The organism is Rhodococcus antarcticus, assembly GCF_026153295.1.
Taxonomy (GTDB): Bacteria; Actinomycetota; Actinomycetes; order Mycobacteriales; family Mycobacteriaceae; genus Rhodococcus_D; species Rhodococcus_D antarcticus.
In genome coordinates this window covers 3,119,112-3,141,407 of the sequence record NZ_CP110615.1, presented here as the reverse complement: position 1 = coordinate 3,141,407, position 22,296 = coordinate 3,119,112, and the positions used below count along the sequence as shown (strand labels likewise).

23 protein-coding genes and 1 tRNA gene are annotated in these 22,296 nt (G+C 73.6%); 9 read left to right on the top strand and 15 right to left on the bottom strand.

The window, feature by feature from the left end:
* Nucleotides 1–66 precede the first annotated feature (66 nt).
* The 4 genes from RHODO2019_RS15335 to RHODO2019_RS15320 all read right to left on the bottom strand — a co-directional run bounded on the left by RHODO2019_RS15335 (nucleotide 67) and on the right by RHODO2019_RS15320 (nucleotide 3,541).
* Nucleotides 67–1,914, bottom strand: coding sequence for a S9 family peptidase (locus RHODO2019_RS15335; protein ID WP_265382596.1), 1,848 nt, complete (start codon nucleotides 1,912–1,914; stop codon nucleotides 67–69).
* 27 nt (nucleotides 1,915–1,941) lie between these two features.
* The gene (locus RHODO2019_RS15330) at nucleotides 1,942–2,412 is read right to left on the bottom strand and encodes a GNAT family N-acetyltransferase (protein ID WP_265382595.1); all 471 of its coding nucleotides are present in this window, start codon (nucleotides 2,410–2,412) and stop codon (nucleotides 1,942–1,944) included.
* Between the two features lie 69 nt (nucleotides 2,413–2,481).
* A tRNA-Pro gene (locus RHODO2019_RS15325) sits at nucleotides 2,482–2,558 on the bottom strand.
* Nucleotides 2,559–2,575: 17 nt separating this feature from the next.
* On the bottom strand, nucleotides 2,576–3,541 hold the full coding sequence (locus RHODO2019_RS15320; protein ID WP_265384813.1) for a metallophosphoesterase: 966 nt from the start codon (nucleotides 3,539–3,541) through the stop codon (nucleotides 2,576–2,578).
* A gap of 84 nt (nucleotides 3,542–3,625) precedes the next feature.
* On the opposite strand from RHODO2019_RS15320, the gene RHODO2019_RS15315 reads away from it, so the two are divergent.
* On the top strand, nucleotides 3,626–4,096 hold the full coding sequence (locus tag RHODO2019_RS15315) for a GatB/YqeY domain-containing protein (protein ID WP_265382594.1): 471 nt from the start codon (nucleotides 3,626–3,628) through the stop codon (nucleotides 4,094–4,096).
* Between the two features lie 75 nt (nucleotides 4,097–4,171).
* On the opposite strand, the gene RHODO2019_RS15310 is transcribed toward RHODO2019_RS15315, so the two are convergent.
* On the bottom strand, nucleotides 4,172–6,589 hold the full coding sequence (locus tag RHODO2019_RS15310) for a transglycosylase domain-containing protein (RefSeq protein ID WP_435532234.1): 2,418 nt from the start codon (nucleotides 6,587–6,589) through the stop codon (nucleotides 4,172–4,174).
* 278 nt (nucleotides 6,590–6,867) lie between these two features.
* On the opposite strand from RHODO2019_RS15310, the gene RHODO2019_RS15305 reads away from it, so the two are divergent.
* The gene (locus RHODO2019_RS15305; RefSeq protein ID WP_290428904.1) at nucleotides 6,868–7,194 is read left to right on the top strand and encodes a WhiB family transcriptional regulator; all 327 of its coding nucleotides are present in this window, start codon (nucleotides 6,868–6,870) and stop codon (nucleotides 7,192–7,194) included.
* A gap of 52 nt (nucleotides 7,195–7,246) precedes the next feature.
* On the opposite strand, the gene bagB is transcribed toward RHODO2019_RS15305, so the two are convergent.
* Nucleotides 7,247–8,389 (bottom strand): ATPase BagB, encoded by a 1,143-nt coding sequence (gene bagB, locus RHODO2019_RS15300; protein ID WP_265382592.1) that lies wholly within the window; start codon nucleotides 8,387–8,389, stop codon nucleotides 7,247–7,249.
* The gene (gene bagA / locus RHODO2019_RS15295) at nucleotides 8,386–9,390 is read right to left on the bottom strand and encodes an ATPase BagA (protein ID WP_265382591.1); all 1,005 of its coding nucleotides are present in this window, start codon (nucleotides 9,388–9,390) and stop codon (nucleotides 8,386–8,388) included. Before bagA ends, bagB begins: the two co-directional genes overlap by 4 nt.
* An 80-nt stretch (nucleotides 9,391–9,470) precedes the next feature.
* Between bagA and sp36 the strand changes: the two genes are divergently transcribed.
* The 4 genes from sp36 to RHODO2019_RS15275 all read left to right on the top strand — a co-directional run bounded on the left by sp36 (nucleotide 9,471) and on the right by RHODO2019_RS15275 (nucleotide 11,838).
* The gene (gene sp36 / locus RHODO2019_RS15290; protein WP_265382590.1) at nucleotides 9,471–9,626 is read left to right on the top strand and encodes a Sp36 family protein; all 156 of its coding nucleotides are present in this window, start codon (nucleotides 9,471–9,473) and stop codon (nucleotides 9,624–9,626) included.
* Nucleotides 9,623–10,081: a RidA family protein gene (locus RHODO2019_RS15285; protein WP_265382589.1), complete on the top strand. Its 459-nt coding sequence runs from the start codon at nucleotides 9,623–9,625 to the stop codon at nucleotides 10,079–10,081. The genes sp36 and RHODO2019_RS15285 overlap by 4 nt, the downstream gene beginning before the upstream one ends.
* 120 nt (nucleotides 10,082–10,201) lie before the next feature.
* Nucleotides 10,202–11,053 carry an NUDIX hydrolase gene (locus RHODO2019_RS15280; protein ID WP_435532233.1) on the top strand — a complete coding sequence of 284 codons (852 nt, stop codon included), beginning with the start codon at nucleotides 10,202–10,204 and terminating at the stop codon, nucleotides 11,051–11,053.
* Nucleotides 11,050–11,838, top strand: coding sequence for an MBL fold metallo-hydrolase (locus tag RHODO2019_RS15275; RefSeq protein ID WP_265382588.1), 789 nt, complete (start codon nucleotides 11,050–11,052; stop codon nucleotides 11,836–11,838). The genes RHODO2019_RS15280 and RHODO2019_RS15275 overlap by 4 nt, the downstream gene beginning before the upstream one ends.
* Before the next feature lie 39 nt (nucleotides 11,839–11,877).
* Here RHODO2019_RS15275 and RHODO2019_RS15270 read toward each other — a convergent pair whose 3' ends face one another.
* The 5 genes from RHODO2019_RS15270 to RHODO2019_RS15250 all read right to left on the bottom strand — a co-directional run bounded on the left by RHODO2019_RS15270 (nucleotide 11,878) and on the right by RHODO2019_RS15250 (nucleotide 16,024).
* On the bottom strand, nucleotides 11,878–12,354 hold the full coding sequence (locus RHODO2019_RS15270; protein WP_265382587.1) for a nuclear transport factor 2 family protein: 477 nt from the start codon (nucleotides 12,352–12,354) through the stop codon (nucleotides 11,878–11,880).
* 121 nt (nucleotides 12,355–12,475) lie between these two features.
* The gene (locus RHODO2019_RS15265) at nucleotides 12,476–13,168 is read right to left on the bottom strand and encodes a dienelactone hydrolase family protein (RefSeq protein ID WP_265382586.1); all 693 of its coding nucleotides are present in this window, start codon (nucleotides 13,166–13,168) and stop codon (nucleotides 12,476–12,478) included.
* A 143-nt stretch (nucleotides 13,169–13,311) separates the two neighbouring features.
* Nucleotides 13,312–14,601: an MFS transporter gene (locus tag RHODO2019_RS15260; RefSeq protein ID WP_265382585.1), complete on the bottom strand. Its 1,290-nt coding sequence runs from the start codon at nucleotides 14,599–14,601 to the stop codon at nucleotides 13,312–13,314.
* A 307-nt stretch (nucleotides 14,602–14,908) separates the two neighbouring features.
* Nucleotides 14,909–15,583, bottom strand: a complete 675-nt coding sequence (locus tag RHODO2019_RS15255; RefSeq protein ID WP_265382584.1) for a Crp/Fnr family transcriptional regulator — start codon at nucleotides 15,581–15,583, stop codon at nucleotides 14,909–14,911.
* 138 nt (nucleotides 15,584–15,721) lie between these two features.
* Nucleotides 15,722–16,024 carry a hypothetical protein gene (locus RHODO2019_RS15250; protein ID WP_435532130.1) on the bottom strand — a complete coding sequence of 101 codons (303 nt, stop codon included), beginning with the start codon at nucleotides 16,022–16,024 and terminating at the stop codon, nucleotides 15,722–15,724.
* A 95-nt stretch (nucleotides 16,025–16,119) separates the two neighbouring features.
* Between RHODO2019_RS15250 and RHODO2019_RS15245 the strand changes: the two genes are divergently transcribed.
* From RHODO2019_RS15245 to RHODO2019_RS15235, 3 genes are read left to right on the top strand one after another with little or no spacing between them, the layout of a single operon-like run.
* Nucleotides 16,120–16,791 (top strand): TlpA disulfide reductase family protein, encoded by a 672-nt coding sequence (locus tag RHODO2019_RS15245; RefSeq protein WP_265384809.1) that lies wholly within the window; start codon nucleotides 16,120–16,122, stop codon nucleotides 16,789–16,791.
* On the top strand, nucleotides 16,788–17,462 hold the full coding sequence (locus tag RHODO2019_RS15240; protein WP_435532129.1) for an NUDIX hydrolase: 675 nt from the start codon (nucleotides 16,788–16,790) through the stop codon (nucleotides 17,460–17,462). The genes RHODO2019_RS15245 and RHODO2019_RS15240 overlap by 4 nt, the downstream gene beginning before the upstream one ends.
* 13 nt (nucleotides 17,463–17,475) lie before the next feature.
* Nucleotides 17,476–18,663 (top strand): MarP family serine protease, encoded by a 1,188-nt coding sequence (locus tag RHODO2019_RS15235; protein WP_265382583.1) that lies wholly within the window; start codon nucleotides 17,476–17,478, stop codon nucleotides 18,661–18,663.
* 45 nt (nucleotides 18,664–18,708) lie between these two features.
* Here the strand turns inward: RHODO2019_RS15235 and RHODO2019_RS15230 are convergent, their stop codons facing one another.
* The 3 genes from RHODO2019_RS15230 to acs form a co-directional block, all read right to left on the bottom strand.
* On the bottom strand, nucleotides 18,709–19,632 hold the full coding sequence (locus RHODO2019_RS15230; protein WP_265382582.1) for an alpha/beta fold hydrolase: 924 nt from the start codon (nucleotides 19,630–19,632) through the stop codon (nucleotides 18,709–18,711).
* Between the two features lie 6 nt (nucleotides 19,633–19,638).
* A complete protein-coding gene (locus tag RHODO2019_RS15225) occupies nucleotides 19,639–20,097 on the bottom strand; it encodes a phage holin family protein (protein WP_265382581.1) in 459 nt (152 codons plus the stop codon).
* 150 nt (nucleotides 20,098–20,247) lie between these two features.
* The gene (gene acs, locus RHODO2019_RS15220; protein WP_265382580.1) at nucleotides 20,248–22,248 is read right to left on the bottom strand and encodes an acetate--CoA ligase; all 2,001 of its coding nucleotides are present in this window, start codon (nucleotides 22,246–22,248) and stop codon (nucleotides 20,248–20,250) included.
* Between the last annotated feature and the right edge of the window lie 48 nt (nucleotides 22,249–22,296).

Genomic DNA, 22,296 nt, shown 5'->3' with positions numbered 1-22,296 from the left:
ATTCGTGGGCGAATGAGCGCCCGTAGCCCGCACTTGGCGGTGTGGGTGGTGGGTGGGACGGGGTGGTCAGGCCCGGGCGGCCAGGAGCAGCGCACGGCGGGCGAAGTCGACCTCGGTCGCCACGTGGTCGATCATCTGGGACACCACGAGCGACCCGTGCCCGGCGTCGTAGCGGACCACCTCGTAGCTCGCGCCCCGGGCGGCGAGCGCATCGAGGTAGCTGTCCACCTGGCGGATGGGGCAGCGCGGGTCGTTCTCCCCGGCCAGCAGCAGCACCGGCGCGCGCACCTGCTCCACGTAGGTCAGCGGGGAGCACTCGCGGTACAGCTCCGGCAGGTCGTCCGGGGAGCCGCCGAACAGGGCGCGGTCGTAGGCCCGCAGCGGCTCCATCTCGTCCTCGAACGCGGCGACGTAGTCGGCCACGGGGACCCCGGCCACCCCGGCGGCCCAGCGCTGCGGCTGGGTGCCCAGGGCCAGCAGCGTGAGGTACCCGCCCCAGCTCCACCCCTCCACCACGCACCGTGCCGGGTCGGCGAGGCCGGAGGTCACCGCCCAGTCGTGCACGGCCGCGACGTCCTCGAGCTCGGTGAGCCCCGGGCGGCCCTCGATGGCGTCACGCCACGCGCTCCCGTAGCCGGTGGACCCGCGGTAGTTCACGTGCACCACCGCGAACCCGGCGTCGAGCCAGGTGGCCCGCATGGCGGAGTAGCGGTCCTCGTCGGCGGCGTGCGGCCCGCCGTGCAGGCTGAACACCGTCGGCAGCGGACCGTCGGGCGCGTCCGCCGGCCGGGCGACCAGCGCGTGCACGTCCCCCACCCAGTGGTCGGCCAGCGGCTGGGAGGCGGGGGCAGGCTCGGCGCCGGGCGGGGTGAGCAGCACGTCGTCGGTGCCGTCGGGGAACCGGGCACGCACGGCGGAGGGCTGCTCCGAGCTCGACCACGCGTACTCCACGGTGCCGTCCGGGCGGGTGCCGGCGCCGGACACCGTGCCCGCCGGGGTGTCGAGCGGGGTCAGCGTGGCCGTGGCCAGGTCGTAGTGGTGCAGGGTGCTGCGCCCGGCGTGGGTGTGCTCGACCAGCAGGGCCCTGCCGTCGGTGTGGAACTCGGCGCCGAGCTCGCCGGGGAGGTCCAGCACGAGCTCGGTCTGCTCGCCGGAGCTCACGTCCCAGAGCAGCAGCTCCTCGCGCCCGCGCCGCTCGTGCACCACGAGCAGCCGTCCGTCACCCTCGACGGGGGAGAACTCCAGCGGCTCGAGGCCCTTGCCCGGCCCGTCGTGCAGCTCGCCCACGGTCTCGGCCACGGTGCCGTCCTCCGCGAGTCGGAACACCCGCAGCGAGGCGTGCCGGGAGTCACCGTGCTCGGAGTGGCTGATGGCCAGCAGCGTCTCGTCGCGGGAGAGCGCACCGACCCCGGCGTGCTCGGAGTGCGAGTAGACCTCGAGCGCGTCCGCGTCGCCGACGCGCGTCCAGATGGTCGTCCGGTCGTCGGTGGAGGCTCCGACGACGGTGACGCGGGTGCCCAGCTCCAGGCCGGCGGGGTAGCCGGGGTGCACGCCGGGCACGGCCGAGACGGGCTCCCACCCGTCGGGTCGCCCGGAGAACGGCTCGCGCACCCACACGCCGAACTCGTCGCCGTCGGCGTCGTCGAACCACCACACGTGCTCGCCGTCCGGGCTCAGCGCGACGTCGTGCGTGCCGGACGGCCGGTCGGTGACCTGGCGGCGGACGTCGGTGGAGCGGTCCCACGTGTACACCTCGTAGGTGCCCGAGGCGTTGGAGACGAAGACGGAGCGGTCCGGGGCGTGCAGGGCCCAGTCGGGCAGCGAGATCCGGGCGGCGGTGAAGCGGGCTCGCCAGCGCGCCTCGGCCGCGGGGTCGTCGAAGAGGTGGGCAGGGGTCGCGGCGGCGGGGTGCACGGGACGATCCTGCCAGCCGGTCCGGTGTCAGGCCGGCAGCACCAGCTCCATGCAGATGGAGAACGTGATCGGCTCGTACGGCGCGAAGATCGGCACCCGGTGGTACCCGGCGCGCTCGTAGACGCGGACGGCACCGGGCTGGCGGTCCCCGGTCTGCAGCAGCACCCGGCGGTGACCGAGCCGGCGCGCCGCTGCGTGGGCGGCCTCCAGCAGCGCCTGCGCGACCCCGATCCCCCGGTGCGCGGGGTCGACGTACATCCGCTTGAGCTCGACGGCGGCGTCCAGGGTGCGCAGGGCGGCGTGACCGGCCGCCGACCCGTCACCGGTCAGGGCCAGACCCGTCCACACCACGGTCTCGTCGTCCACGCCGAGCGGACCGGCCGGCAGGTCGCGGTCGGCGTAGACCGCCGCCATCTCCACACCCATCCGCTCCCGCAGCGACACGGCGTCGGGGTGGTCCCACCCGACGTCGCGGACGACCAGGGCGGACTGCGACACGCTGGCCTCCTCGTGCTGAAGGCCGCAACGGCGCTCCGTTGCGGCCTTCGGTGCCCTCCGGGAGGGCGGTGGTCGGGGTGGCGGGATTTGAACCCACGGCCTCTTCGTCCCGAACGAAGCGCGCTACCAAGCTGCGCCACACCCCGGTGCAGCGAGCCGAACTCTACCCGACGCCGGACCCGCCGCCGACCGGGATCCCCCGCTCGCCCACCACCACCGGGGCGGGCCGGGACCCGGCTGGCGCCGCCACCAGGGTCAGCAGGCTCGCCTCCGGTCGACAGGCGAACCGCACCGGCGCGTAGGGGGACGTCCCGAGCCCGGCGGAGACGTGCAGCCAGGTGTGCGCACCCCAGCGGGAGGGACCCTTGGCCCGGCTGCGGTCGAGCTCACAGTTGGTGACGACGGCACCGAGCAGCGGGATGCAGAGCTGGCCGCCGTGGGTGTGCCCGGCGAGCACCAGGTCGTACCCGTCGGCGGCGAACACGTCGAGGACCCGGGGCTCGGGGGAGTGGGTGAGCGCGAGGCGCAGCTCGGCGTCCTCCGGAGCGGCTCCCGCCACGGTGGCCATCCGCTCGCGCTGCAGGTGCGGGTCGTCCACGCCGATCACGGCGATGCGCACCCCGCCGACCTCGAGGCGGTGCCGGGTGTGGGTGGCGTCGAGCCAGCCCCGCTCGCTGAACGCGGCGCGCAGGTCGGCCCAGGGCAGCGGCACGCCGTGCACCCTCGTGTGCCTGGCTGTGAGGTAGTGCGCGGGGTTCTTGGGCGTCGGCGCGAAGTAGTCGTTGCTGCCGAAGACGAACAGTCCGGGGCGGGCCAGCAGCGGGTCCAGCGCCTGCACCACGGACGGCACCGCCCGCCGGTGCGCCAGGTTGTCCCCGGTGTTGACCACCAGGTCCGGGTCCAGCCGGTCGAGCTCGCGCACCCACTGCTGCTTGCGGCGCTGGCCCGGGGTCATGTGCAGGTCGGAGACGTGCAGGACCTTGATCGACGACGACCCGGGCGCGAGCACCGCCAGCGTGACCTCGCGCAGGGCGAACGCGTTGCGCTCGATGCCCGCGGCGTAGCCCACGCCGGCCACCCCGGTGGCAGCCACCGCGAGGGCGGCGCGAGCCAGGGGGTGCGCGGGCAGGCGGCGGGCAGGTGTCGGGGCAGCAGGCACGCCTCCAGCGTACGAGCCGAACCTGGTTGCGGGCCCCGCGTAGCGTCTGGAGCCATGGCAGAGCTCAAGGCACGGATCAAGACCGACCTCACCGCGGCGATGCGTGCGAAGGACGTGCTCGTCGTCTCCACCCTGCGGCTGGCGCTCTCCGCCGTGCAGACCGAGGAGGTCGCGGGCACCACGGCCCGGGAGCTGTCCGACGACGAGGTCCTGAAGGTGCTGGCCAAGGAGGCCAAGAAGCGCGCGGAGGCGGCCGAGGCGTTCGCCGGAGCGGGTCGCGAGGAGCTGGCGGCCAAGGAGCGGGCCGAGGGTGAGGTGCTGGATGCCTACCTGCCCGCCCAGCTCAGCGACGACGAGGTGACCGCGCTCGCTGCCGCGGCGCTCGCGCAGGTGACCGCGGAGACCGGGCAGACCCCGGGCATGCGCCAGATGGGTCAGGTGATGAAGCTGGCCGCCGCGGCCGCCGCGGGACGTGCCGACGGCTCGCGGGTGTCGGCGGCGGTCAAGGCCCAGCTGCAGGGCTGAGCCCGGCACACCAGGAGGCACGCACGGAGACGGGCCCCGCACCGAGCTGGTGCGGGGCCCGTCGGCGGTGCGGGATCAGGCGGGCGGTGCGTTCGGGTTCTGCTGCCCGGGCGGTCCCGCGCCACCCGGCCCGGGTGGTGCGTCACCGCCCTGCCCGGGCGGCGCGTTCGGGTCCACGGGAGCCGGCTGAACGGGCGGGTCGGCGGTGGGTGCCGGGTTCTGGACGACCGGGGAGCGGCCCGAGCTGGCGTACAGGGTGACCGTCGCCCCCGGGACGCTGGCGCCGGTGACGCTCTGCCGGAGGACCGTGCCGCGGGCAGCACCGCTGGTCACCGTGGACTGGCGGACCTGGAACTTCAGCGCCTGCAGGGCGGCGGTGGCCTCCGTGACGTCCTGGCCCACCACGCTCGGCACGTTGCCCGTGCTGGAGCCGTTCACGAAGGCCGGGTCCGTGGGCGGCAGGGCCACGGGTCCGTAGGCGTCGATCACCGGCTTGAGTGCCGTGTAGAAGGTGTGGGCCGGTGTGGTGCCCCCGGTGATGTTGCCGCACTCGAGGTTGCCGCAGCTGCTGGGGCTGAATCCGGCCACCCGGATGCCCTTGGGCGCTGGGGAGTCGTCGAAGACGATGTTCGCGCCGGCCAGGGTGTTGGTGAAGCCCAGGAACGCCGCCGACTTGTACCCGTTGGTCGTCCCGGTCTTGCCGCTGGTCGGGTAGCCCCAGCCCACCTGCCGGGCGGCGTTCGCCGATGTCCCGTTGACGTCGTCCTGGCTCAAGGCCACGGTGAGGGTGTTGGCCAGGCCCGGGGCGACCACCTGGGCGCAGGCTTGCTCGCCGATGTCCACCGGGGCGCCGGTGGACTCGGTCACCGACTCGATCGGGCTCGGTGGGCACCACATCCCGCTGGAGGCGAGCGTGGCGCCCACGTTGGACAGCTCGACCATGTTGACCTGGTTCACGCCCAGGGTGAAGGAGGCGGAGTTCTCCGCCTTCACCTTGTCGGCGACGCTGCGCTGGGGGTTCGCCTCGATGGGGGCGGAGGCCGGCGTCGCGAGCGAGCGCATGCCCAGCTTGACGGCCATGTCGACGGTGGGGGTGACGCCGACCTTGGTGATGAGGTCCACGAATCCGGTGTTCGGTGACTGGGCCAGGGCGTCGGTGATGGAGTACGAGGGCTTGTAGTTGCCGTTGTAGTTCTGCACGCAGTACGAGTCGGCCGGGCACCCTTCCGCGCCGCCGACGCCGAAGCCCTTGACCTCGATGCGGTTGGGCGTCTGCAGCACCGCGTTGGTGCCCATGCCCTGCTCCATGGCGGCGGCGGTGGTGAACACCTTGAACACCGACCCCGCGCCGTCCCCGACGGGTGTGTAGGTCATGGGCTGCACGGTCTGCGCGGTGTTCGCGGTGAAGCCGTAGGTGCGGCTGCTCGCCATGGCCACCACGCGGTGCTTGTCCTGGCCCGGCTGCACCACGTCCATGACGTTGGCCACGTTCGGCCGGTCGGCGGGGACGTCGACGTTCACGGCCGACTTGACCGAGGCCTGGACCACGGGGTCGAGGGTCGTCCGGATGACGTACCCGCCCCGGCCGAGGTCAGCCTTCTTCAGGTTGAGACCGTTGAGGTAGGACAGGGCGTAGTCGCAGAAGAAGCCGCTGTCCCCGGCCCCCAGGCAACCGTTGGTGGGCGAGCCGGGGTCCGCCAGCACCCCGAGCGGGGTGGCCTTCAAGGTGTCCGCGTCGGAGGCGGTGATGATGGCGTTGTCCCGCATCGTGTCCAGCACGGTGTTGCGGCGGTCGGTGACGCCCTGCACGTTGGTGTAGGGGTTCAGCGCGGAGCTGGACTGCACCATCCCGGCGAGCATGGCCGACTGGGGGACGGTGAGGTCGACGGCGTTGATGCCGAAGTACGTCTGCGCCGCGGCCTGGATGCCGTAGGCGCCGTTGCCGAAGGGCACCAGGTTCAGGTACCGGGTCAGGATCTCGTCCTTGCCCAGCTCCTTGTCCACCGCCAGGGCGATGCGGATCTCGCGCAGCTTGCGGGCCGGGGTCGTCTCGGTGGCCTGGCGTCGCTCGGCGTCGGTCGTCGCCAGCACCAGCAGCAGGTAGTTCTTGACGTACTGCTGGGTGAGGGTGGAGGCACCCTGCGTGGCGTTCCCGCTCGCGTTGCTGAGGAACGCACGGGCCGTTCCGCGGTAGTCGACCCCGGCGTGCTCGTAGAACCGCTTGTCCTCGATGGAGACGATGGCCGCCTTCATGGCCGTGGAGATCTGGTCGCCGGTGACGACGGTGCGCCGCTGGTCGCCCCACAGCGTGGCGATGGTGCCGCCGTTCTTGTCCAGCATCACCGTGGTCTGCGGGACCAGGCCCGTGCCGATCTCGGACGAGACGCTGTCGACCGTCGCGCTGGCCTGGTTGGAGAGCAGGCCGAGCCCGCCGACGGCCGGGAACAGGACCCCGGCCACGAGCACGCCCGCCAGCACGCAGACGCCCAGCATCTTCACAAGAGCTCGCACAGCAGTCACGGGGCACAGGGTACGCAAGCAGGCCGTCACTCCGGTGAGGTCACGACCTGGTGGTGACCGTGCGTCACTGACCGTGAGGTGTTGGCAACACCAGGGGAACCTCCTACAGTTCGGCGACGTCCCAGTGGTCGGGTCGGCGGGAGGCCGGCACGTCCACGAGTGGGACGAGGGGTGGGTCGCGCTGTGGCACACCCCGCCGAGGTTCGGACGAGCTCAGGGGGAGCGACGTGGTCGACGGTGGGGTCCGGGTGCTGCCCGGACGGCAGGAGTGCAGGAGCGAGGCCGACGTGGCCCGCGAGGCGTGGGTGGCGCGGGCGGCGTGCCGGGGGGTCGATCCGGAGCGCCTGTTCGTCCAGGGGGCCGCGCAGCGTGCGGCCACCGTCATCTGCCGGCACTGCCCGGTGCAGATGGAGTGCCTCGCGGACGCGCTGGACCACCGCGTGGCCTTCGGGGTGTGGGGCGGGCTCACCGAGCGGGAGCGCCGCGCGCTGCTGCGCACCCGGCCCGACGTCACCTCGTGGGGCGAGCACCTGAAGGCCGTGCGTGCCGACCTCGGTCGGGACGCGCGCGCGAGCTGAGGGGAGGCGGCCGGCGCTGCTGCGTCGTCACGGTGCGTCCCCGTGGCAGCCCTCAGGTCGTGCCGGTGAGCTGGTCGCCCACCGCCCGCAGCGCCTCGAGGTCGGCCACCTCGAACGGCAGGGCGGGAACACCGACCAGCGCCACGCCGGGGTGGCGACCGGTGAAGTGCGCGAGCAGCGCCACCTCGCGCTCGGCGGTGACGGCGCGCTCGGCGTGCACGCGCAGCACGGCTGCGGCCAGGGGTGCCGAACCGTCCTCCTCGAGCAGCTCGGCGGCGGCGGTCGCGCGTGCGGCCGAGAGCTCGGCCAGTGGTGGGTGGGTGCGGTTGAGCACCAGCCCGGCCAGCGGCATGCCCTCGGTGGAGAGCCGCTCGACGAAGTAGGCGGCCTCGCGCAGCGCGTCGGGCTCCGGTGCCGACACCACGACGAAGTGGGTGCCGGGTCGGCGGAGCAGCTCGTACGTGGTGCGGGAACGCTCCCGGAAGCTGCCGAACATGGTGTCGAAGGCCTGCACGAACGCCGACGCGTCCTGCAGCATCTGCCCGCCGAGGATGGTGGAGACGGCCTTCGCGGCCAGGCCCACCGCGCCGCCGACCACCTTGCGCAGCCCCCGCCCGCCGGCACGGGCCGGCGCCGACAGCAGTCGGATCATCCGTCCGTCGAGGAAGCTGGCCAGGCGCTGCGGGGCGTCGAGGAAGTCCAGGGCGTTCCGGCTGGGCGGGGTGTCCACCACCACCAGGTCCCACTCGCCCGAGGCCGCGAGCTGGCCGAGCTTTTCCATGGCCATGTACTCCTGCGTGCCCGAGAAGGACGTCGCGATGGTCTGGTAGAAGGGGTTGGCGAAGATCGCCTCCGCCCGCTCGGGGTCGGCGTGCTCGAGCACCATGTCGTCGAAGGTCCGACGCATGTCCAGCATCATCGCGTGCAGCTCACCGGTCGCGCGCTCCCCGTCGGCACCGTTGCCGAGGTCCACCGGCTGCGGGGTGTTGGTGAGGTCCTGCACGCCCAGGGCCTGCGCGAGGCGCCGGGCCGGGTCGATCGTGAGCACCACCGTGCGCCGTCCCTGCTCGGCAGCGCGCAGGGCCAGGGCCGCCGCGGTGGTCGTCTTGCCGACCCCGCCCGCACCGCAGCAGACCACCACGGTCGTGGTGGGGTCGGCCAGCAGGGCGGCCACGTCGAGGCGGGGGGTGGTCACCGGGCACCCTGCTCGCCGAGGACGCCGGCCAGCTCGTAGAGCGCACCGAGGTCCACCCCGTCGCGCAGCTGCGGAAGCTCCACGGTGCCCACCCCGGCACCCAGCAGCCGCTCCCGGCTGGCGCGCTGCGTGCCCACCCGGGCGGCGTGCTGCACCGTCTCGGTGACCAGCCCGGCCAGCTCGTCCTCCGCCAGCTCCAGCCCGGCCATGGCGAAGCCCTCCCGCAGCCGTGCGACGTCCACCTTGCCCTGGGCGGCCGGGGCGATCGAGCGGGCCGGCAGCAGCTGCGGCTCGACCCGGTTGACCACCACGGCCCCGGTGCGCAGGTCCGCCGCGGAGAGCTCGTCCACCGCGTCGAGGGTCTCCTGCACGGGCAGCTCCTCCAGCAGGGTCACCAGGTGCACGATGCTGTCCTCGCTGTGCAGCAGGCTGATGACGCCCTCGCTCTGGGAGCGGATCGGACCGCCGCCGGCCAGGTCGGCCATGGCCCGGGTGACGTCGAGGAAGTTGACGATGCGCCCGGTGGGCGGCGCGTCGACGACCACCGCGTCGTAGGTGCGGCGGCCGTCCCGCTCGGTGCGCACCACGCACTCCTTGACCTTGCCGGTGAGCAGGACGTCGCGCAGGCCCGGCGCGAGGGTGGTGGCGAACTCGATGGCGCCCACCCGGCGCATCGCGCGTCCCGCGAAGCCGAGGTTGTAGAACATGTCCAGGTACTCCAGCAGCGCCGTCTCCACGTCGATGGCCAGGGCCCGCACCTCGCCACCACCCTCGGTGACGGCGACCGTCTCCTCGGAGTGCGGCAGGGGCGGCCGGTCGAACATCTGCGCGATGCCCTGGCGGCCCTCGACCTCCACCAGCAGCACGGTTCGTCCGTCCCGGGCCAGGGCCAGGGCGAGGGCGGCGGCCACGGTCGACTTGCCGGTGCCGCCCTTGCCGGAGACCCAGTGCAGCCGGGCGTCGCGCGCCGCGGCCGGCCATGCGGGGGAGGAGTCAGGCACGCGGCGAGCCTAGGCGGGCCGGGGGGCCGGCGCCGGGCACACCGCGGTCAGGGTGGCGGGGGCCACTACGCTCGTGTGTCATGACCACCTGGGAGTACGCCACCGTGCCGCTGCTGACGCACGCGACCAAGCAGATCCTCGACCAGTGGGGTGCCGACGGCTGGGAGCTCGTCGCCGTCCTGCCCGGACCCACCGGCGAGCAGCACGTCGCCTACCTCAAGCGCCCCAAGGGATGACCACCTGGAGCGAGCGGCTGACCGAGCTCGGCATCACCTTGCCGCCGGTGGCCGCGCCCGTCGCCGCGTACGTCCCCGCGGTGCGCTCCGGTGCGCAGGTGCTCACCTCCGGGCAGCTGCCCTTCGTCGACGGCGCGCTCGCGGCCACCGGCAAGCTGGGGGCGGAGGTCTCGGCCGAGCAGGGCGCGGAGCTGGCCCGCACGTGCGCCCTGAACGCCCTCGCCGCGGTGCACGCCCTGGTGGGGATCGACAGCGTGGTGCGCGTGGTGAAGGTCGTGGGCTTCGTGGCCTCGGCCGAGGGCTTCACCGGCCAGCCGGGCGTGGTGAACGGCGCGTCCGAGCTGCTGGGCGAGGTGTTCGGCGAGGCGGGGGTGCACGCACGCTCGGCCGTGGGCGTGGCCGAGCTGCCGCTGGGTGCGCCCGTCGAGGTGGAGCTCGTCGTCGAGGTGGCCTGAGGACCACGTCCGCTGCGCCTCCCGCGGGCATGCCCCGAGGGTGGCGTGGACGTGGGTGGCGTGGACGTGGTCGGACCTCCCGGTCGTAGGGTGCGGATCATGATGAGGCTGCCCGAGGAGATGGTCCTGCCGCCGCACATGATGCCGGGTGACCCACCCGAGGTGCCGGTGGAGCCACGGGACGCATCCACGATCGCCCTGCTGCGCGACGGCGACCACGGGCTCGAGGTGTTCCTGCTGCACCGGGTGGCCGGGATGGCCTTCGCCGGGGGCATGACCGTGTTCCCCGGTGGCGGGGTGGACCTGCGGGACGCGGACGCGGACCTGGCCTGGGCGGGGCCCCCCCCGAGCTGGTGGGCGCAGCGGTTTCGCTGCACCGAGGACGAGGCGCGGGAGCTGGTGTGCGCCGCCGTGCGTGAGACCTTCGAGGAGTGCGGCGTGCTGCTGGCCGGTCCGACGGCGGACACCGTCGTCGCCGACACCTCCGGGTACGGCCCGGCCCGCGCGGCGCTGGTGGCCCGCGAGCTCAGCTTCTCGGACTTCCTCGCCCGGGAGCAGCTGGTCCTGCGTGCGGACCTGGTCCGTCCGTGGTCGAACTGGATCACCCCGCCCGAGGAGCCCCGCCGCTACGACACCCGCTTCTTCGTGGCGGCGCTGCCCGAGGGCCAGATCGCGGACGGCGTGACCACCGAGGCGTCCGACGTCAGCTGGCAGACACCGTCCGAGGCCGTGGCGGACTGGCAGTCGGGCCTGCGCGGGCTGCTCCCGCCCACGTGGGTGACGCTGATGGAGATCGACGAGCACGACACCGTGACCTCCGCGCTGGCCGCCGAGCGCGAGATCGTCGCCGTGGTGCCCCGGGTGCGCAGGGACGGCGACGTGCTGCGCGTCGTGCTGCCCGGTGACCCGCTCTACCCCGGGGCCGCCGGGCACCTGGACGGCCAGCCCGGGGACCGGTTGGAGCTGCCGTGACCCACCCGGCCCACGGCCGGCTCCGGGCGGTGACCACGAGCGCCTCGGTGCTGCTGTGCGACAACCCCTCGGTGATGACCCTGGAGGGCACCAACACGTGGGTGCTGCGCGCCCCCGGGAACGAGGACTGCGTGGTGGTGGACCCCGGCCCGCGGGACGAGGCGCACCTGCAGCGGGTGGCGGCGCTCGGGCGCGTGGTGGCCACCGTGCTCACCCACGGCCACGACGACCACGCCGAGGGTGCCCGCCGGTTCGCCGAGATCACCGGCTCGACGGTGCACGCGGTCGACCCCCGGCTCCGGCTGGGCACGGAGGGCCTGCCCGAAGGGGCGGTCATCGCGGCCGCCGGGGTCGAGCTGCGGGTGCTCGCCACCCCCGGGCACACCGGTGACTCGGTGTGCCTGGTGCTCGACGGTGACGGGGAGGCGGGCAGCGTGCTCACCGGGGACACCGTGCTCGGTCGCGGCTCCACCGTGATCGACCCACGGACCGGCGAGCTCGGCGACTACCTCGCGTCCCTGCAGCGCCTCGCCGAGCTCGCCCCGGGCACGACCGTCCTGCCCGGTCACGGGCCGGAGCTGCCCGACGCCGGGGTGGTGGCGCGGCAGTACCTCGTGCACCGGGAGCAGCGGCTGGAGCAGGTGCGGGTGGCGCTGGGGACCCTCGGGACGGCGGCCACCGCGCGGCAGGTCGTCGAGCTCGTCTACGCCGACGTGGACCCGGCCCTGTGGCCCGCCGCCGAGTGGTCGGTGCAGGCGCAGATCAGGCACCTCCGGAGCTCGTGAGCGCCGGCGGGGCACCTGTCCCCGATGTTCACGCGCGAGTCAGCGCAGCGGCAGCTCGTCCGCCGCTGCGCCGGCCGTGCCCGTCGCGCCGGCCGTGCCCGTCGCAACTCCGAGGCGACGGTCCGCCACGTCGATCGGGACGTCGTTGATGCTCGCCTCGCGGCGGGTCATGTAGCCGTCCGCGTCGAACTCCCAGTTCTCGTTGCCGTACGAGCGCCACCACTGGCCGTCGCCGTCGTGCCACTCGTACTGGAAGCGGACGGCGATCCGGTCGTCGGTGAAGGCCCACAGGCTCTTGCGCAGCACGTAGTCCTGCTCGCGCACCCACTTCGCGCCGAGGAACGCGACGATCTCCTCGCGCCCCTGCAGGAAGGTGTCGCGGTTGCGCCAGTTGCTGTCCGGCGTGTAGGCCCCCGCGACCTTCTCGGGATCCCTGCTGTTCCAGGCGTCCTCGGCGGCCTGCACCTTCTTCGCGGCGGTCTCCGCGGTGAAGGGCGGCACGGGCAGTCTGGTCATGGCGGTCAACCTCCGGTGCTCCGGGTGCGGCCCGACCACCAACGGGGGTGATCGGGCCGCGGCGTCAGGACTGTGCAGGAAAGCTCGTCGTCTGGGTCCAGAAATCACGCACGGGTGAGCGTCAGCGAACGTTCGCCTTCAGGGTCGCGAGGGTGCGGTTCCAGGCTAGCTGCGCGAGGTCGGCGTCGTAGGTGCCCATGAGGTTCTCGTCGTTGAAGAAGGCGTGGCCCGCCTCGTAGACGTGGAAGGTGGGCGCGGTGCCGGAGGAGTCGGTGATCTTCTTCTCCAGGGCGGCCAGTGCGTCCATGGGGATCATCTGGTCGTCGGTGCCGAAGTGGCCCTCGACCACGGCAGTGATCCCGGAGAGGTCCGGCTCGCCCTGGACGATGCCGTAGAAGGGCACGGCCGCGGACACCTTGTCGCCCAGCTGGGCGGCCATGGTGATGACGAAGCCGCCGCCCATGCAGAAGCCCACCACCCCGACGGTCGCCGAGGTGACGGCCTCGTGGCCGAGCAGGAAGTCGACGGCGCCGGCCAGGTCCTTGGCGGCCTGCTCGACGGGCAGCTTCTGCATCAGCTCACCGGCCTCCTCGGAGTCGTGCGTGGTGGCGCCGCCGTAGAGGTCCGGCGCGAGGGCGACGAAGCCCTCCGCGGCGAGTCGGTTGGCGACGTCCTCGATGTGGGTGGTCAGGCCCCACCACTCCTGGATGACGATGACGCCGGGGCCGCTGCCGCTCTCGGGCACGGCGAGGTAGCCGTGGGCGGTGCTGCCGTTGCTGGGGAAGCTGACGTTCTGGACGGGGTTCTCGGGCATGGCCCCACCCAAGCACGGGTGGTTGAGTCATGCACTACCAGCGTGCGGCCCACGGTCGTGTGCAGCTCGTGGGCGGGCCGCGGGAGGCGGCGGCCGCCCGGCCCGGCCGACATCGCGCCCGCGGTACGCGGTGGGTGGGTGGCTCAGGCCGTGTGGGCCAGGGAGCGCGGGGCCCCGCCCGGAGCCGCGGCCGGAGCCGTCACGGCCGTGGCCGGAGCAGCCGGGGCCTCGGCCTGGACGAGGGTGGCGCGTCGGGCGGCCACCACGGCGGCCACGGCCAGACCCGCCACGCCTGCGCTGACGAACACCGCGTCCGTCCCGACCCGCTCGACCAGCTGTCCCGCGACGGACTGCCCGCCCGCCAGCCCGAGGGTGACGGCGGTGATGATCCAGCCGAACGCCTCCGTGTGCGTGCCGGCGGGAGCGGCGGAGTCGATCGTGGAGGAGTGCGCGGTGGACTGGGGAGTGATCATGGTGCCGACCAGCAGCAGCGCGACGGCCAGTCCCCACAGGCTGGACGGCACGGCGAGCAGGGGCACGAGCAGCGCGAACGCGGCCAGCAGGAACGGCAGCCGCAGGTGCATCGGTCGGGGCCACGGGCGCGTGCTGTAGAACACGCCGAAGGCCACCGAGCTCATCGACCACAGGCTGAGCATGAGCCCGCTGAGCGCAGGACGGCCGGCTTGCGCCGTCACCGCAGGGACGCCGACCTCCACGAACCCGATGACCACGCCGAACCCGAGCGCGGCGACCGCCAGCGTGCGCATCCCCGGGGTTCCGAGCGCGCCGAGCCCGCGGGAGCGGACAGTGCCCGCCGGAGCAGGACCCCACGAGCGCACGGTGTCGGTGAGGGCGAACCCGGTGCCGCCCATGACCATGAGCACAGCCCCCACGACCACGCCGGTACCGGCCCACGGGGCGTAGAGCAGCACCCCGGCGAGAGCAGGTCCGAGGATGAAGAACACCTCCATGCTGATGGCCTCGTAGGCCAGCGCGGCCTGGCGGACAGGGCCGGGGGGCACCAGCCGGCCCCAGGTGGACCGGGAGGCGGCGCCGACGGCGGGCTCGCTGAGACCGGTCACGAAACCGATGACCACGAGCACGGGCGTCGCGGCCCCCAGCTGCACCGCCACCACGGCGGCGGCGACGGACACCGCGAAGACGACGGTCACCGTGAGCAGGGGGCGGGTCGGTCCGAAACGGTCGATGACACGACCCTGCGCCACCGAGCCCGAGGCCACACCGAGCAGCACCGCCGCCGACACGAGCCCGGCCGTGCCGAAGGAGCCGGTGGTGGTGCGGACGTAGAGCAGCATGGCCAGCCCGATCATGGCGATGGGCATCCGGGCGAGCAGCGAGAACAGCACCGGACCGCGCGCACCGGGTGCGGTGAGGGCGCTGCGGTAGTCGGCGAGGCCTGTGCGGGTGGACATGGCGAGCAGTGTGCCACGAAACGGTACTTCCGTACCACTTGACGGTCCGAGGGCCCCCCAGGCGCACTCTTCGTCACGTTGTGGTCACGAAGAGGTGAACAGAACCTCCACCTCCCTCGTGGAACCGGGTGGGATGCCGTTCACTGTCCCCGAGGTCCGACGGGGGTCGGCCTCGCCTCGCCCTGGTTCGGGGGAACCCGGGTCCGAGGCGCACGACAGGACCGGGGTGTGACGTCGGGGGTCACACCCCGGCCCTGGTCACCGGGGGACTGCTCGGTCGACGCGGTTCAGCACGCCGTCCACACGCTCACCGCGCTCGGCGGGCCAGCCGCTCGGGGTCCGAGATCAGCACGCTCTTGCCCTCCAGCCGCAGCCACCCGCGCTGGGCGAAGTCGGCCAGCGCCTTGTTGACCGTCTCGCGCGAGGCACCGACGAGCTGGGCGATCTCCTCCTGCGTGAGGTCGTGGGTGACCCGCAGCGCGCCGTTCTCCTGGCTGCCGAAGCGCTGGGCCAGCTGCAGCAGCGCCTTGGCCACCCGGCCGGGGACGTCGGTGAAGATGAGGTCGGCCAGGTTGTTGTTCGTGCGGCGCAGCCGGCGGGCCAGCACCCGGAGCAACTGCTCGGCGATGTCGGGGCGCCGGTTGATCCACTCCCGCAGCGCCGCACGGTCCATGCTCACCGCGCGGACCTCGGTGACGGTGGTGGCGCTGGAGGTGCGGGGGCCCGGGTCGAAGATCGACAGCTCGCCGAACATGTCCGACGGACCCATGATCGTCAGCAGGTTCTCGCGCCCGTCGGCGCTCTTCCGGCCGATCTTCACCTTGCCCGAGATGATGATGTACAACCGGTCCCCGGGCTCGCCCTCGTTGAAGACCACGTGCCCCCGGGGGAAGTCCACCGGCTGCAGCTGCTGCGTCAGCGCCTCCACCGCCGAGGGCTCGACGCCCTGGAAGATTCCTGCCCTGGCCAGGACCTCGTCCACGTCTGCTCCTCCTCGCGGAGCGCGCGGCCGACGTCCTCGCCGGTCCTGCTGCGCCACCGCTGTCGTGATCGTTGCGCAGTCTAGGGCGAAACCGTGCCGCGCATCACGTTCGATCGCGCCGGTGCGTCCCTCGGACCGTCACGGCGCGGTGCGGCGTGCCTCGGACCGCTCGCGCGCCGGGGCGCGTCGAGGGTGGTGGCGGCGCAGCTGGAACACGTCCAGGGCCCGGGGCATCCCGTCGCTCAGCAGGGTCTGGACCTCCGACGCGCTCGCCTGGTCGAGGAACTGCTCCACCTCGTCCTCACCGAGGCCGGTGCGGCGCACCCGTGTCTCCACCCGCTCCATGGACAGGGCAAAGGCCATCAGGACGAAGGGGAACAGCACCACCGCCAGGCCGACCATGGCTCCGAGCATGGCACGCCCGCGACTCGGGGAGATCACGCCGACGCCTCGGACCCGTAACGCCCGGCAGCGGCAATGGCGCGGCTCCGTACCCTTGGCGACGTGACGATCGTGCGGGCCCGCCCGTGAGGACCCTGCTCGCCAGCTCCACCCTGCGCTGGAACGTCCTGGGACTCGCGGTCGTCGTCGCCCTGGCCGTGGCCCTGTGGCCGCGGGGCAGCGGGGTCCCCGCCGCAGCGCCGGTGCCCCCCGGTCCCAGGGCAACGGCTGCGGCGCCCTCCAGCAGCACGCCCGTTCCCGCCGCCGACCTGGTCGCGCCGAGGGCCGCGGCCGACCTGCTGCCCTGCCCGGTGCCGGTCGCCGGCGCCACCGCGGGCAACGGTCCGCTGGCGGGGCTGCGCCTGGAGTGCCTGGGCGACGGCAGCACCGTGGACCTGGGCACGGCCCTGGCCGGGAAGCCCGCCGTGCTCGACCTCTGGGCCTGGTACTGCCAGCCGTGTGCGGCCGAGCTGCCCGCCATGCAGACCTTCGCCGCCACCGCGGGCGACGCGGTGACCGTGCTCACCGTGCACAGCGACCCGGCGTCGCCCTACGGGCTCGAGAGGTTGGCCAGCTACGGGGTGCGCCTGCCCACCGTGCAGGACGCGACGTCCCGCATCGCCGCGCTGGTCGGTGCGCCGAAGGTGCTGCCGGTGACCGTGCTGCTGCGGGCCGACGGCAGTGTCGCCAAGATCCTCGCCGTGCCCTACACCGACCCGGTCGCCATCGCCGCCGACGTGGCGACCTACCTCGGGGTCACGGGGTGAGCACCCCCCTGACCACACCCCCGGACTGGCTCTCGACCCTGGCCGAGGAGGTCGGCCGGGCCGGGGTGCCCGAGCTCACCCGGACCCCGGTGGCGCCGGAGGACGCCCGCGCCGCCGCCGTGCTGATGCTGCTGGCCGGCACCGGGTTCGACGACGGCGACGTGCTCCTGCTGGAACGGGCCGCCACCCTGCGCAGCCACAGCGGGCAGGTGGCCTTCCCCGGCGGCGCGGTGGACCCGGGCGACGACGGCCCCGTGGGGGCGGCCCTGCGGGAGGCGCAGGAGGAGACCGGCCTCGACCCGGCCGGGGTCGACCCGCTCGTGGTGCTGCCCGAGCTCTTCCTGCCGCCCTCGGGGTTCCGGGTGCGGCCGGTGCTGGCGCACTGGCGCGAGCCCAGCCCGGTGGAGGCGGTGGACCTGGCCGAGAGCGCCCGGGTGGCGCGGGTGGGGCTGCGCGAGCTGGTCGACCCCGCCAACCGCTTCCGCGTGCGGCACTCCTCGGGGTTCGTCGGCCCCGCGTTCTCCGTGGACGGCCTGCTGGTGTGGGGGTTCACCGGAGGTCTGGTGGCGTCGCTGCTGCGGATGGCCGGCTGGGACCAGCCGTGGGACACCCGGGACGTGCGCGACCTCGACGCCGCCGTGGCTTCGGCCCGTGGTTCAGTGGACCGATGAGCGGCTCCGGCGCGTGAACCTGAACTGGGTGGACGCCCTCGTGCTGGTGCTGGCCCTGCTCGCCGCGGCGTCCGGCTGGCGGCAGGGGGTCGCGACGGCCGTGCTCGCGTTCACCGGCGTCCTCGTGGGGGCCGTGGTGGGGGTGCGGCTGGCCCCGGTGCTCATCGAGTCGGTGCAGAGCACGGCCGCGCGCGCCGCGCTCGGGGTCGGCGTCGTGGTGCTCCTGGTGGCCGTCGGGCAGACCGCGGGGGTGCTGCTGGGGCGTGCGGTGCGGGCGAGCCTGACCCAGAAGGCCGTCCGCACCGTGGACAGCGCCCTCGGTTCGGTGGTGCAGGCGACGGCCGTGCTGGTGGCTGCGTGGCTGCTGGCGGTGCCGCTGACCTCCTCGGCCAGCACGAGCCTCGCGAGCGCGGTGCGCGGTTCCGCGGTGCTGGCCGGGGTCAACGACGTGCTGCCCGTGCAGGCCCAGAAGCTGCCCGCGGAGTTCGGTGCGCTGCTCAACACCTCCCAGCTTCCCAGCGTGCTCGGACCGTTCGGGCGCACCCCCATCACGCAGGTCGATGCCCCGGACACGACGCTCCAGGGCACCGCGGTGGTGCAGACGCTGCGGAAGAGCGTGCTCAAGGTGCGCGGGGTGGCCCCCTCGTGCTCGCGCGGGCTGGAGGGCACGGGGTTCGTCGTCGCGCCGGAACGGGTGATGACCAACGCCCACGTGGTCGCCGGGACCGACCAGGTGGGCGTGGAGTCCGGGGGCGCGCTGCTCACCGCGACCGTGGTGCTCTACGACCCGGAGACCGACATCGCCGTGCTCGACGTCCCGGGCCTGCAGGCGCCGGTGCTGGGCTTCGCCCCGGCTGCGGCGAGCACCGGCACGTCCGCGATCGTCCTGGGCTACCCGCTCGACGGGGCCTACACGGCCTCGGCGGCCCGGGTCCGCGAGGACATCACCCTGCGCGGTCCGGACATCTACGACTCCAGCACGGTGAGCCGGAACGTCTACACGGTGCGGGGGACGGTGCGCAGCGGCAACTCCGGCGGCCCGCTCGTCAACACCTCCGGCGCGGTGCTCGGCGTGGTGTTCGGCGCGGCCGTCGACGACCCCGAGACGGGTTTCGTGCTCACCGCCGAGGAGGTCTCGGGCGAGGTGTCGGCGGCGTCCACCGCACGCGGGGCGGTCGGCACCGGCGCCTGCACGTCCTGAATTTCGGAGCCTGAACGTCGGAGCCTGAACGCCGGGTACTGGCCGTCAGACCCGTCCGAGCAGCCGCACCAGGGCGGCGGTGACGACCTCGGGGACCTCCTGGTGCGGGAAGTGGCCCACGCCGTCGAGCAGCTCGTGCTCCCGGTCCAGCGCCCACGGCGCCGACGCGGCGGCGGTGGACGGCAGAAGGCACGGGTCGAGCGCACCGTGCAGCTGCAGGACGGGCACCCGCACGGGCGCCGCCAGGTCGGCCGCGAACCGGTGGCCCTCGCCCCGGACCTGGCTGCGCAGCGCCCACCGGTAGTACTCCATCGCGGAGTGCACCACCCCGGGGACCTGCATCGCGGAGCGGTTGCGCGCTGCGACCTCGCCGAACTCGTCGCCGGCCACCCAGCGGGGGCCCGCCCAGCGCCGGAGCACGGCCTCGATCTCGGCGGCGTCGTCGCGCACCAGCCGCCGCTCCGGCCACCGGGGCAGCTGGTAGGCGGTGGCGTAGGCCGAGGCGCGGCCCTGGCCCAGCGGCTCGCTGCGCACGGCGCGGCGCAGCGCCACCGGGTGCGGAGCGGCGACCACGCCGAGCCCGCTCACCAGCCTCGGGTGCAGGGCCGCGGTGGCCCAGGCGATGAGCCCGCCCCAGTCGTGCCCGACGAGGACGGCGCGCTCGGCCCCCAGGGCGCGGACCAGGCCGGCGACGTCACCGGCGAGGGTCCAGCCGTCGTAGCCACGCGGGGGCTTGTCGGAGTCCCCGTAGCCGCGCAGGTCCACGGCCACCGCCCGCGCGCCGGCCGCGGCCAGCGAGGTCAGCTGGTGTCGCCAGCTCCACCAGAACTCGGGGAAGCCGTGCAGCAGCAGCACCAGCGGCCCGCCGCCGTCGACCTCGGCGACGTGGAACCGGGTGCCGTTGGCGTGCACGTCCCGGTGGGTCCAGGGACCCTCGACGCGGACGCTGGACGGCTCGGGGGCGGCCACGGTGGCCTAGTGCGAGCCGGGGAGGACCTTGGCGTTGTCCTTCACCGCGTCGATGGTCTTCTCGGGCTTCTGAAGCTTCTTCACCTTGCGCAGCCCGAGCAGCCCCGCTACCGCGGCGACCAGCACCATCGCGGCGAAGATGATCGCGAACGCCGCCCAGCGCGGCAGCCAGATGTCCAGCAGCTCGGCGAGGGCGAAGAAGAGGAAGAACGTGCTGTAGAGACCGATGACGGCGGCGACGATGAAGAAGATCCCGCCGAACACGGCCTTCTTCACCTCGCCGGTGACCTCGGCCTTGGCCAGCGCCACCTCGGCACGGACCAGCGTGGACACCTGGGCGGTCGCGTCCTTGACCAGGTTGCCGATGCTGCCGGTGCCGGGCGCCCGCGCGTCGACGTCGGTCAGGGGGATGGACGCCACCGTCGTGGGCACGCCGACGTGGGTGGTGTTGTCTCCTGAGCTCAACTCGGGCCCTCCAGTGCAGGTGCCGGTGCTCGTCCCCGGGGAGGGGACGCCGGTGGTCGTCGGGAGACATGGTGCCACGCCCGGGCGCAGGTCCACGTCCGAGCCGTCACCGGCCCGGTTCGTGGGCTCCCCGGCCCCGCCCTCGGCCCCTCAGTCCGCCGCGGGTGCGGAGAGGCCCTTGCTGATGGACTGCATGACCGCCGCGTCGGCGAGGGTCGAGGTGTCACCCACCTCGCGGTTCTCGGCGATGTCGCGGAGCAGCCGCCGCATGATCTTGCCGCTGCGGGTCTTGGGCAGCTCCGGCACCACCAGGATCTGCCGTGGCTTCGCGATCGGCCCGATCTCCTTGGCCACGTGGTCGCGCAGCTCGGTGATGTAGGCCTCCCCGCTCTGGGTCTGGCCGCCCCGCTGGATGACGAAGGCGACGATCCCCTGCCCGGTGGTGGCGTCGGAGGCCCCGACCACGGCGGCCTCGGCGACCGAGGGGTGGCTGACCAGCGCGGACTCGACCTCCGTGGTGGAGATGCGGTGCCCGGACACGTTCATCACGTCGTCGACCCGCCCCAGCAGCCAGATCGCGCCGTCCTCGTCGTACTTGGCGCCGTCCCCCGCGAAGTACCAGCCCTGCTCGGCGTAGCGGCTCCAGTAGGTCTCCCGGAAGCGGTCCATGTCGCCCCAGATGCCGCGGAGCATCGACGGCCACGGCTGGTCCAGCACCAGGTAGCCCTGGACGGTGTCACCGCCCGCCCCGGAACCGCCGGAGGAGGCGCCGAGGACGTTGGCCTCCTCGTCGACGATCGCGGCAGAGATCCCCGGGAGCGTCGCCATCGCGGAACCGGGCTTGCACGCCGTGATCCCGGGCAGCGGCGCGATCATGATGGCGCCGGTCTCGGTCTGCCACCACGTGTCCACGATGGGACAGCGCCCACCGCCGATCACCTCGTGGTACCACGTCCACGCCTCGGGGTTGATGGGCTCGCCGACGCTGCCCAGCACGCGCAGCGAGGACAGGTCGTGGGCGTCGGGGATCTCGCGGCCCCACTTCATGAACGTCCGCACCAGCGTCGGCGCCGTGTAGTAGATCGTCACCCCGTACTTCTCGATGATGTTCCAGTGCCGGTGCTCGTCCGGGCTGTTCGGCGTGCCCTCGTAGACCACCTGCGTCGCGCCGTTGCTCAGCGGGCCGTAGACGATGTAGCTGTGCCCGGTGACCCAGCCGATGTCGGCGGTGCACCAGTAGACGTCGCGGCCCTCCTTGTGGTCGAAGACGTTGTGGTGGGTGTAGCTGGTCTGGGTGAGGTACCCGCCGGAGGTGTGGATGATCCCCTTGGGCTTGCCGGTGGTGCCGGAGGTGTAGAGCACGAACAGGGGGTGCTCGGCGTCGAAGGGCTGCGCGGTGTGCTCGGGCGAGGCGTGGGCCACCGTCTCGTGCCACCACAGGTCGCGCCCCTCGGTCCAGCTCACGTCCGTCTCGGTGCGCCGCACGACCAGCACGTGCTCCACGCACGCCGCACCGTCGACGGCCTCGTCCACGGTGTCCTTGAGGGGGGCGGCCTTGCCGCGGCGCCACTGGCCGTCGGTGGTGACGACGAGCTTGGCCTGCGCGTCGTCGACCCGGGAGCGCAGCGCGGTCGCGGAGAAGCCGGCGAAGACCAGGGAGTGGGTCAGGCCCAGACGGGCGCAGGCCAGCATGGTGACGATCGCCTCGGGGACCATCGGCATGTAGACGGCCACCCGGTCGCCGCTGACGAGGCCGAGCTCGGTGAAGGTGTTGGCGGCGCGGCTGACCTCGGCGAGCAGGTCGGAGTAGGTGATGGCGCGGCTGTCGCCGGGCTCGCCCTCCCAGTGGATGGCCACCCGGTCGCCGTTGCCGGCCTCGACGTGGCGGTCCACGCAGTTGTGGGCGACGTTGAGCTTGCCGCCCACGAACCACTTCGCGACCGGGGCCTCGGACCAGTCCAGCACCTCGGTCCACGGCTCGTGCCAGTGCAGGCGCTGCGCCTGGGCGGCCCAGAAGCCCTCGCGGTCGGCGTCGGCCGCGGTCTGCAGCTCGGGCCCGGCGTTGGCCTGGGCGGTGAACTCCGGGCTGGGCGGGAACACGCGCGCGGCGGGATCGGTCTCGGACTGCAGCGGCTCGGACGGCGTCGTCATGGCTCGAACCTAGGCCGGGAGGGTGAGCCGGACCACTGCCGAACGGGC